Origin of the sequence: uncultured Oscillibacter sp., from assembly GCF_910579365.1 — a bacterium.
Lineage (GTDB): Bacteria > Bacillota > Clostridia > Oscillospirales > Oscillospiraceae > Oscillibacter.
This window is the reverse complement of the sequence record NZ_CAJTUX010000038.1, coordinates 18,528-28,241: the sequence shown is the minus strand read 5'-3', so window position 1 is coordinate 28,241 and position 9,714 is coordinate 18,528. Positions and strand designations below refer to the sequence as shown.

Annotated in this window: 10 protein-coding genes; 2 read left to right on the top strand and 8 right to left on the bottom strand. The window is 65.0% G+C overall.

Annotation, left to right across the window (positions count from 1 at the left end):
- The coding region (locus tag QZ329_RS09895) for a hypothetical protein (RefSeq protein WP_295751882.1) at window positions 1-947 on the top strand (947 nt) is incomplete at its 5' end.
- A 191-nt stretch (window positions 948-1,138) separates the two neighbouring features.
- Entirely contained in the window at window positions 1,139-1,804 is a 666-nt protein-coding gene (locus QZ329_RS09890) for a hypothetical protein (RefSeq protein ID WP_295751879.1), read from the top strand.
- Between the two features lie 34 nt (window positions 1,805-1,838).
- Here QZ329_RS09890 and QZ329_RS09885 read toward each other — a convergent pair whose 3' ends face one another.
- The 8 genes from QZ329_RS09885 to QZ329_RS09850 all read right to left on the bottom strand — a co-directional run bounded on the left by QZ329_RS09885 (window position 1,839) and on the right by QZ329_RS09850 (window position 9,667).
- A complete protein-coding gene (locus QZ329_RS09885) occupies window positions 1,839-2,024 on the bottom strand; it encodes a hypothetical protein (protein WP_295751876.1) in 186 nt (61 codons plus the stop codon).
- A gap of 187 nt (window positions 2,025-2,211) precedes the next feature.
- The gene (locus tag QZ329_RS09880; protein ID WP_295751873.1) at window positions 2,212-3,933 is read right to left on the bottom strand and encodes an S-layer homology domain-containing protein; all 1,722 of its coding nucleotides are present in this window, start codon (window positions 3,931-3,933) and stop codon (window positions 2,212-2,214) included.
- A gap of 139 nt (window positions 3,934-4,072) precedes the next feature.
- On the bottom strand, window positions 4,073-6,046 hold the full coding sequence (locus QZ329_RS09875) for a hypothetical protein (RefSeq protein WP_295751871.1): 1,974 nt from the start codon (window positions 6,044-6,046) through the stop codon (window positions 4,073-4,075).
- 20 nt (window positions 6,047-6,066) lie between these two features.
- Window positions 6,067-6,594 carry a DUF6652 family protein gene (locus QZ329_RS09870; RefSeq protein WP_295751868.1) on the bottom strand — a complete coding sequence of 176 codons (528 nt, stop codon included), beginning with the start codon at window positions 6,592-6,594 and terminating at the stop codon, window positions 6,067-6,069.
- Entirely contained in the window at window positions 6,591-7,661 is a 1,071-nt protein-coding gene (locus tag QZ329_RS09865) for an AAA family ATPase (RefSeq protein WP_295751865.1), read from the bottom strand. Before QZ329_RS09865 ends, QZ329_RS09870 begins: the two co-directional genes overlap by 4 nt.
- A gap of 18 nt (window positions 7,662-7,679) precedes the next feature.
- Window positions 7,680-8,189, bottom strand: a complete 510-nt coding sequence (locus tag QZ329_RS09860) for a Gx transporter family protein (RefSeq protein WP_295751861.1) — start codon at window positions 8,187-8,189, stop codon at window positions 7,680-7,682.
- 10 nt (window positions 8,190-8,199) lie between these two features.
- Window positions 8,200-8,598, bottom strand: a complete 399-nt coding sequence (locus tag QZ329_RS09855; protein ID WP_295751858.1) for a NusG domain II-containing protein — start codon at window positions 8,596-8,598, stop codon at window positions 8,200-8,202.
- The gene (locus QZ329_RS09850) at window positions 8,582-9,667 is read right to left on the bottom strand and encodes an FAD:protein FMN transferase (protein ID WP_295751855.1); all 1,086 of its coding nucleotides are present in this window, start codon (window positions 9,665-9,667) and stop codon (window positions 8,582-8,584) included. The genes QZ329_RS09855 and QZ329_RS09850 overlap by 17 nt, the downstream gene beginning before the upstream one ends.
- Window positions 9,668-9,714: the final 47 nt, after the last annotated feature.

Below are 9,714 nucleotides of genomic sequence, written 5' to 3'. Positions count from 1 at the left end.
TTCCCGAGGAGGAGGCGGGCCGCCGGGGCCGGAACCCCGCCCGCTGGCTGGCGGTGGTGGTCATCGCCGCCCTGCTCACCGGCGCGGCGGCGGCGGGCTTCGCCCTGGGCGGCGGAGAGCGCTTCCGCCGGATGTTTGAGGAGAATACCTGGGCCGCGGACTACTACAAGAGCGCGGCGGACACGGAGCAGCTTCTGAACCTGGGCGCCGGGATGGACACCGTGCTGGTGGAGTCCGGCGGGCTGCGCTTTGAGATGCTGGACGCGGTGTTCGACGGGCAGCGGGCCATGGTAGAGCTCCGCATGACGCTTCTGGACCCGGACCTGCTGGGGCGGTTCCGGGAACGAGGAGACACCCTCTATTTCGGGGACTCGGAAGTCCTGCTGGAAAGCGGCCTGGATGTGAGTTCCTGGGGCTACTCCTCTTCCTCCTGGAAGGCGGAGAGCGCGGAAGAGAGCCTGGAAGAAGGGCAGTACTCCCTGATCTTTTCCATCAACGACGAGGCCCTGAACGGCGGAGGGCAATGCGGCATCCGCCTGCGGAACCTGGTATACTTTGGCGAGGAGGGAGACCCGGAGACGCTTATCACCGGGGAGTGGACCCTGGCCATCATCCTTCGGCCCACGGAGATTTTCCATCTGGAGCCCAACGCGGTCTGCCGGGCCAACGGTGCGGAGTGGATTCTGGACGGCGTGACCCTCTCTCCCCTGGCCCTGGGGCTGACCTTCCACCGGACAGACGCCGGGGAACAGCACTTCAGATGGACCCCCTGTAAGGACCTGTCCATCCGCCTGAAAAACGGGGAAGTCCTGGACGTAAAGGGCACCACCGGCGTGGGCTCTTCCGATACCCATATGGATATGCAGGTGGAATTCCTCATGCCCCTGGACCTGGAACAGGTGGAAAGCCTCCATGTTTGCGGCGTGGACATTCCCCTCCGCGAATAATCGAACGCCCCCGCCTTGAGGCGGGGGCGTTTCCTGCGCACCCTCTTTGTCCCTGTGAAAATTTCCGAACTTCCAGGCGGCGGAGCTGGGAACGCTTGTTCGGTTTACGGCTTGTGTTTTGAAGCAGGCCGTGCTAAAATAGGGCTGTTCGAAATTTCCAGAAACGCGCCGGAGGGCGCGGGGAGGTCGCCATGCTGCCCACCACACGTTTAAAGAATCTCTACGAAGGTCCCCTGCCTCCCATGGCGCTGACGGACTATGAGTCCATGAGCAAATTCCTGAACCAGGGAGCCCAGCGGTGCAAGGTCTCCGGGCGGAACTTCGACCTGTTTCTGGACTGGGTCATTCAGGCCCTGACGGCCAGCCTCACCGCCGACAGCGCCTCCCGGATCTTCCTGCCCAAGACCAGAACCGCCCCCTTTTCTCTGGAGGACCTGATTCCCCTCTCCGGCCTCCCCCCGGCGGGGGAGCGAAAGGTGAAGCTCAGCGAGTGCAGCCTCATCGCCCCGGTGTGGAACAACAGCGACCTGGAGACGGCGCTGGAGTCCTTTTATGACAGCGGCTTCGCCGGGCCGGATGTGGAGCCCCTCCTCCACGGGGCCTATTTTCAGGAGCTCCGCCTTGCGGTGATCGACTCCCTCTCCGACGTGAACCTGCCCAATGTCCTGCGGGTCTGGAGCCGGGGCAGCGTCCGCCTTCCGGTCTACTCCCTCCAGCAGCTGGAGCCGCTTCTTGGCACCGACGGCGAGAAGTGGTATCTCCAGGACGAGGAGGGCGAGCGGGAAGAGCCGGTGCTGGAGCCCCGAATGGCGGCGCTGTACAACTGCGGCCTCCGCCGCTACTGCGGAAGGTCCTGACCCCCGTCCCCAAGGTTCCCGACTCCCTGGGCGGTCACAATCTGTGCTCAAGCAGACGGGCAATTCGTTCCGCATTCTCCTCCAGCTCCCGGCGCAGCGCCTCCTGCGCGTCCCAATCCTGAAGCTGAACGGCCAGGAGAAGGCGCATATTCAAGGAGCGCTGTTCCTCCAGGAGGCTGTTCAGCGTAACGCCCCGCTTTTCCAAAAGGTCTTTTTTCATCCGTTCCTCCTTCCGCGTAACCCGGCAAACAGGTTAATTGTAACGGGGGAATCTGAAAACTCTCTGAAACAAAAGGAGGCGGCTTCCTGAAAGGAAGCCGCCTCCGTCTTTCGAAACAGCCAGCCTTCCGGCTTGGACTGTCAACGCCTCACTTCGCCCATGGTTCTTTTTGGCGTTTTTGAGGAGGTCAATCCAACAGCGCCGACAGCGCCGCGGCTAGGGCCTCTCCCTGGCTTCGGGTGAGACCCTGGGTGAAATCGGCGTCCGCCGGAAGCAACCCCAGGTCCCACGCCCGGGTCACGGCGCTTTCCTCCCAGCCCTCCGCCAGGGCGGCGGGAACGGGACCATGGCGGTCCTGAGAGAGGTCCGGGGCCGGAATGTCCAGGGCCTCCGCTGTCCGGCTGAGGAACACCGCCGCCTCCCGCCAGGTGAGAGGCCGGGCGGCGGAGAAGGTTCCCTCCGCGCCGCCTTTGGCGATGCCGCTGGCCTTGGCCCAGGCCACGGCGGGAAGATACCACTCGATGCCGAAGCTGTCGGCGAAGGGAAGCTCCTCCATCTCCACGGCGGGACTTCCCGCCGCGGCGTAGAGCTGGCCCAGGAAGCGTCCCCGGGTCAGGGGGGCGTCGTGATGATTCGCGGGGACCAGCTGCTGGTCCGGAGCGGTGAGGCACCACTCCGCCAGGGTGTCTTTTCCGTTCAGGGTGTCCTCCAGAGTCTGGTACACCAGGACGTCCGGGGCCAGCGCCTCCACTCCCCGGCCCGCCGCGGCGTCCAGCAGGGTGTTCAGATCAAGATACTTGCTGGAGAGCTGCCCCCGGACCTGGGAGTTGGGCAGGGAGAAGGTCTTCACCGCCCCGAAGTGGCAGACGCTGCCCCCGGCGGGCTCTCCGGCCAGAATGCCGCCCATCTCCTGAATCTCTACGGCGTTGATGAGGGCGGAGGAGAAGGTGGCCTCCCCAATGAGGCCGATCAGCCTTGCGCCGCCGTCCATTTCCTTCCGCAGAACCTCGAACAAAGGCCAAATGACCCCGTCGGACCCGCCGCCGTTGTTCCGCAGGTCCAGAAGAACGCGGGCGTACTTCCCAGCCTCCAGGTCCTTGGCCACGAGGGCGGCGAAGTCCTCCATGGAAAGGTCCTCCGCCTCCTGGCAGGTGTTGTATTGGATGTAGTAGACCTCCTCCGTCAGAGGCTTGGCGAAGTAATAGGCGTTCGCCGCCGCCGTCTCCGGCTGGCCCTTGATTTTGTCGGAGATGCGCACGATCGACAGCTGATTCATGGCCTCCATGGCCATGGGCTCCAGGGTGAGGGTCTTCCCGTTTTTCAAGGCGACGGTCAGGGGCTTTCCGGCTTCCACCAGTCCCAGGTACTCGTAGATGTCCGCCACGTTGCACGCCTGCCGGAACTGCCGCTGGAGGTGCACCGGGTTGTCGGAGTCAAACAGCGTTCCATAGGCCCGGATGACCTCGTCCACCGGCTTCCCCGCGAGCAGCGCCACCTCCTGACACAGCAGCGCCTCCTCCTCCGGCGCGGCGGCGGAGAGATACCAGCTCTCGCCCCGGCGGACCATGGAGAAGGGATAGGCCCGGAAATCCGCCGCGCCGCCAATGGAAATCGTGGTGTGGGAGTCCCCCACCAGCGCCGTCAGGCGCATGAGGTCCAAGAGGAACGCGGTCTCGCTCTCGGAGGCCAGCCGCTCCTCGATCTCCGTTTTCAGGGCCAGGAACTCCGCCTTTGGCGTGTTGGCGAAGGCGTTGGGATGGTGCTTCACCAGGACCTCCTCATAGAGAAAGTCCAGGTCCTCCTGCCGCTTTGCGGCATCCGCCGGCTCCGCCGCCAGGGCCGGAACCGCCAGCAGCAGGGCCAGACAAAGCCCCAGAAGCCGTCCGGTCAGTTGCTTCAGCTTGCGCATAGTATTGCCCTCCATTTCACTATTTCAATAATACAATAATACGACCAGGGCTGCCAGAAGTCAAGCCCCAAATATCAAAACGATTTAGGGACGAAACGTTCTTCAAAAAAAGGACCGCCTGAAGAGGCGGTCCGGGGGCTTACAGTTCCCAAGGGGGCTTTTTCTCCGGGGAGGACCAGGGGTCCGGCCCGCTGCGGCGCGGTTCTTCCTGGTGTTCCTGGCGGGACCAGGGCTCCAGCGCCTCCCGGCGGCGGGTCTCCTCCCGCGCCCGTCTGGAGGGCCGGACCCGGAGGCGGAACACAAGGACCCAGAGCGCCAGGGCGAAGACACAGAGGACCGCCGTACGCGCCGCCGTTCCACCGTCCTGGGTTCCGCCGTAGGAGACCTGGTTTCCGTCCAGATAGTCCTCCAGCATCTCCGCCAGCTCCGGGATGGTCTCCGGGTCGAAGATGTCCCGCAGGCCCACCTTCTCAATGGCCTCCCGGTAGGGCAGAGAGAGGGACAGAGCGGAGAGGTCCAGATAGAGCTCCCGGCCCTGGCGGGGATGGTTCAGGTAGAGGAACCACAGGTCCAGGGCGGAGAGGGCGGAGGTGGCGTAGCTGATGAAGTAGAGGGGGTTTTCGAAGTTGTGGGAGGTCTCGATCCAGGAGGGGTCTTCCTCCGTGCCGGGGTCGTAGGAATAGCCGTACTCCTCCGAGAGTTCCTTGAAGAGGCGGTTGATCTCCTCCAGGGACATGTCCGGGTCGGCGTAGACCGCCGTCTGAAACTCGTCGTGGAGGCAGCCGTCCAGAACGGAGTCCAGCAGGCTGTACAAAATGGCGTCGGCGTAAATTTGGCCGTATTTCTCGCCGAAGAGATTCCCGGCGTAGGAGGTAAACATCAGCTCCAGAGCCTGGGAGTCGATCTCTCCCACGTCGATGTTGAAGTCCGCCCAGAGGTCGTGCTGGGTGCAGCGGAAGGTCTCGTTGAAGTGGCCGAATTCGTGGACGGTGTCGCTGTAGTCCCGGTAGTCCCCATAGGGACTGTTGAAGATGAAGGCGCTTCCATAGGCCGGAAGAGCCACTGTGTAGCCGGTGGACAGCTTGCCGCTGTCATACTCAATGTCGTAGAGATGGTGTTCCCGCAGGAAGGCAAAGGCCTCGCCCATCTCCCGGTCAAAGTCCTCCATGAAGGGCTGGATGTCGTCCAGAATCTCCTCCCCGCTTTTCCGGCTCCGCAGGTCCAGGGCCCGCAGGTCCCGGTCGGAGAAGCGGTCCAGCAGCCGGAGCTGAAGGGGGAGAATGTACTTCTTCGCCGCCTCCCGCAGAGGGCGGATGTCCTCGGGCGTGTAATCCCGGCTGTAGAGAACCCAATAGGCGTAGTCCGCGTAGCTGTCGAATCCGGCCTGGGCGGCGATGCCGCTTCGCAGCTGGACCAGCCGGCGGTAAACCTCCCCCGCCGCCCGGTTCCGTTCCTCCTCCAGGGCCCGGCCGGCGGCGGCGCAGGTCTCCGGGTCCGCTCCGTCCAGCTCCTCCCAGGTCCACAGGCGGCCCTCCACAACGACGGGAACGCCCCTGGAGAGAATCTGGTTGTACTCCTGGACCAGCCGGTCCTCCTCCTCCCAGAGGGCGGCGTCCTCCTCCGTCATGCCCAGGTAGCCCGCCAGACTCTGGATCTCCCCGGCGCCGGCGGCGTCCTCCAGAATGTCCCGGTAGGGCGAGGAGGCCAGCGTCCCAAAGACCTGATAGGTCCGGTCAAAAAGGCGGGTCTGCTGGGCGGAGAGCTCCAGGTACAAGGCGGACTCCGCCTCCCCCGCGCCGCTGGCATCGTACGCCACGCTGCTGAGGGAGACCTGGGTGATGAGCACATTGAGCTCAGAGAGAATCTGGTCATAGAGGGCCTGGACCCGGCGGCGGGTCTCCCGGTCCTTCGCATCCCGGCGGTGCATGCCGCAGATGGCTTCCAGCTCTTTCAGGGCGGCCTGGAGGGCGCTTTCGTCAAAGCCGGTGACGGGGAGCATGTCGGCGTAGTCCACCGGAAGGTGCTCCTTCTCCGGATAGCGCAGAGCCAAGGCCGCCGGTCCGGACAGCAGGGACAGCGCCAGCAGCAGGCAGAGAACACGTTTTTTCAGCATACAGGTATCCTCCCAGGAAATCAGGAATGGGTCCGCCGGAGTAACAGCAGCGTGCTGAGGACATCCAGCACGGGAAGGAACTGGCAGACGCTGTGGAGCACGGATACGTCCGTTCCCGTCTCCCGAAGGTTCCGGATGGCCAGCCAGCCGGTGACGCCGCTTTGCATCACCATCAGCCAGGTGACGCAGACGGGAATGGGCGTCAGGATCAGGAGGACGCCCCTGGACGCCGCCGTGATAGCCCCCCAGACAAGGAAGCTCCACAGGAAATTGAGAATGTAGAAGGGGACGGACCACAGCTTCAAGGTCCGCCAGCCGGAGAGAAGCCGGTCCAGCGCGTTGCGCCGGTAGGCCCGGATGGCCGCCCCGGCGCTGACCCAGCCCAGAACCTGAAGCAGCAGCACCTCCAGAAGATAAAGCGCCAGCAGCGAGGCGTTGCCCCGGTTCCAGCCGCTTCCCCAGCCCAGGTACAAGATGCCGGTGGGGACGACGACGCTGAGAACCAGGTGGACGTACATCCCCGCCAGGAAGAGCTTCGCCGTTTTCATGCCGTCCCCTCCGGCGAAGCGCCGCGCCCCTGGGCGGCCAGCACGTCCGCCGCCGTCAGGGTGGTCAGGTCCTCCCGGGTGACGGTTTCCAGGCCCGCCAGACGGCCCGCCTGGGCGACCAGGACACGCTCAAACACGTTCCGCACGCCCCGGGCGTTGCCAAAGGAGCGGGGGTCCCGGTTGGCCTCCCGAAGGAAGTCCCGGACCAGGGCGGCGGCAGGCTCCTCCAGGGTGTAGCAGCCCTTCCGGCAGCGCATTTGGAAAATCTCCAGCAGCTCCTCCGGCGTGTAGTCCTGGAAGTGTAGGAAGCGGTTGAACCGGGATTCCAGGCCGGGGTTGGAGTGAATGAAGCGGTCCATCAAATCGTCGTACCCGGCGGCGATGACCACCAGATCATCCCGGTGGTCCTCCATGGCCTTGAGAATGGTGTCAATGGCCTCCTGGCCAAAGTCGCTGCCCGAGGCGCCGTTGAGGGCGTAGGCCTCGTCAATGAACAGCACGCCCCCCAGGGCCTTCTCCACGGCCTTGCCGGTTTTCAGGGCCGTCTGGCCCACGTAGCCGGCCACCAGACCGCCCCGGTCCACCTCCACCAGCTGGCCTTTGGAGAGGATGCCCAGAGAGCGGAAAATCCGGGCCATCAGCCGGGCGATGGTGGTCTTACCGGTGCCGGGGCTGCCGGAGAAGACCATGTGCAGGGAGAGGTCCTCCACCGGCAGGCCGTTTTTCTCCCGGAGCTGGTGAATCTTCACCAGGTCGACCAGACTGCGGACCTCTTTTTTCACGGCGGCCAGACCGACGTAGCCCTCCAGCTCCTGCAAAAGGTCCTCCAGCTTCTCCGGCGGGGGCGCCTCGTCCGGTCCGTCTGCCGTTTCCGTTTCACCGGCGGCCTGGGCGGCTTTCGGCGGGGGTGTTTTGGGGGCGTCCGCCGCCTCCCGGGGCGGCTCCGGCGTCTCCCGGGGCGCGCCCCAGAAATCCGTGCCCATCCGGCGGAGATTGTGCTCCGTCAGGGTCTGGATGACCTCCAGCTGCTGGAGGATGATCTCGTCCTTCTTGTCCTTGTGGTCCATGGGTCCGTCCGCCTTTCGTCACATCAAATCGGTATGCCGGAGTCCCCGGAAGAGGCAGGCGGAGGCCAGGCCGGTCAATCCGCCGGTAAACAGGGATACCGCCAGCAAAACGGGCAAATAATAAAGAGGAGCCCCGCTGCCCAGGGTCAGGACCGCGGCGGCGGTCTGCCCGCAGTTGTGGGCCGCCGCGCCCCCCAGGGAGACGCCGTAAAGGGAAAGCCCCCGGAACCGGGAGAGGAGCGTCATGGTCCCCATGGCGCAGAGGCCCCCGAAGAGGGAAAAGAGCAGCGCATTCATATTTCCAGCGAAGAGGGATCCCAGGAAGCACCGGGCCAGCAGGATGGAAAGCGCCTGCCCCGGCCCCAGGGCGTAAAGGGCGAAGACCGTCACAATGTTGGCAAGGCCCAGCTTCACGCCGGGGATGGGGATGGCCACGGAGAGGGGAAACAGGTTTTCCAGATAGCTCAGCGCCAGGGCCATGGCCGTCAGCAGGGCGCAGAGGGTCAGCTGTTTGGTGGTCAGTTTCATGGCGCGCCTCCTATCCCAGCACGGCGTCCACGCCGCCGTCTTCCGCCGCTCCGCCCTCCAGGCGGAGAATGAACCGGGCGGGAAGGCACACGATGCTTTGCCCGCCCCGGGTGACCGCCCCGGTGTGGACGCAGTCCTGGGTGGGGCAGCCGGAGGCCAAAACCCGGGCGCTTCCGGCGGCGTACTCCACCGTCAGGGCGTAGTCCCCGGCCTGATAGGTCCTCTCCCCGGCGGCCCGCTCCAGGGAGACCCGGTCGATCTCCACCCCGTCCACGGAGACGGCGGCCGTCAGGTCCTCCTGCCCGCCGCCCCGCCACTGGAACACAGCCAGACCGATGGCCAGCGCCGCCACGCAGAGGACCACCAGCCCGTCCCAGGCGGTGGGCCGGAGCTCAGGAGACGGCTTCATAGGCGTACCCGCTGGCTTCGTCCAGAGTGAAGCGGTCCGCCAGCCCCTGGGTGACCACCACCCGTCCGTCCTCTGTCACCAGGACCAGCTCAAAGGGAGTGCCCTCCCAGGTTCTCCAGAAGTCCAGCGCCGTTTCCTCCCCCATGACAAAGAGGGCCGTGGAGAAGGCGTCGCACATGGTTCCGGCATATCCTTCCCCGGCCTCTGCCACCACGGTGACGGAGGTCAGGCCGCTGTCCGCCGGATAGCCTGTGGCGGGGTCGATGATGTGGTGATAGCGTTTTCCGTTCTCCTCAAAGTACCGCTGATAGCCTCCGGAGGTGACGGCAAAGGAATCCGTCAGCTCCAGCACCCCCGCGAAGGCGTTTTTGTCATCGGGTTTTGCCGGGTCCTGGATGCCCACCCGCCAGGGAGTTCCGTCGGGCCGGTCGCCGTAGGCCAGGACGTTGCCCCCCAGCTGGGCCAGGCCCCGGGGAACGTCATGCTCCTGAAAGACCGTCACCAGCTTGTCGGCGGCGTAGCCCTTGGCAATGGCCCCCAGGTCCACGGACTGCCCGGGCCCCAGGCAAGCGGTCAGCGGGAGGTCGGAACTGCCGGAATGGGGCGGGGGGGCATTAAAGTTGATCTGCTCATAGTCCACCAGCTCCAAAAGCGCGTCCAGCTCCGCCTGGGAGGGCACCCGGAACGAATCTTCGCCAAAGCCCCAGGCGGAGGCCACAGGGGAGACGGTAATGTCAAAGGCCCCCGCCGTGTCGTGGCTCAGGTATTTTGCGGTTTCCAGCAGGAAATACAGGTCCTCCCCCACCTCCGCCATCTCTCCTCCGGCGGCGTTGAGCCGGGAGACCTCGCTGCCAGGGTCGGTGCGGGACAGCTCCGCCTCCAGCGCACGGATGCAGTCCTCGGCGGCGTAGGCGGCGGGGACGCTCTGCTCGCCGTAGGTGGAGATGAGCATGGCGGTGTCCATGGCGATGACCTGGATGCTCTCCTGAGCCGTGTCCGGGTCCGCAGGGGCGCCGCAGGCGGTGAGGAGCAGGAGCAGCGGCAAAACATAGACGGTGAGACGTTTCATAGCAAACCTCGTATCTTTAATCGGTTGGGATTTATATAGTATAGCAC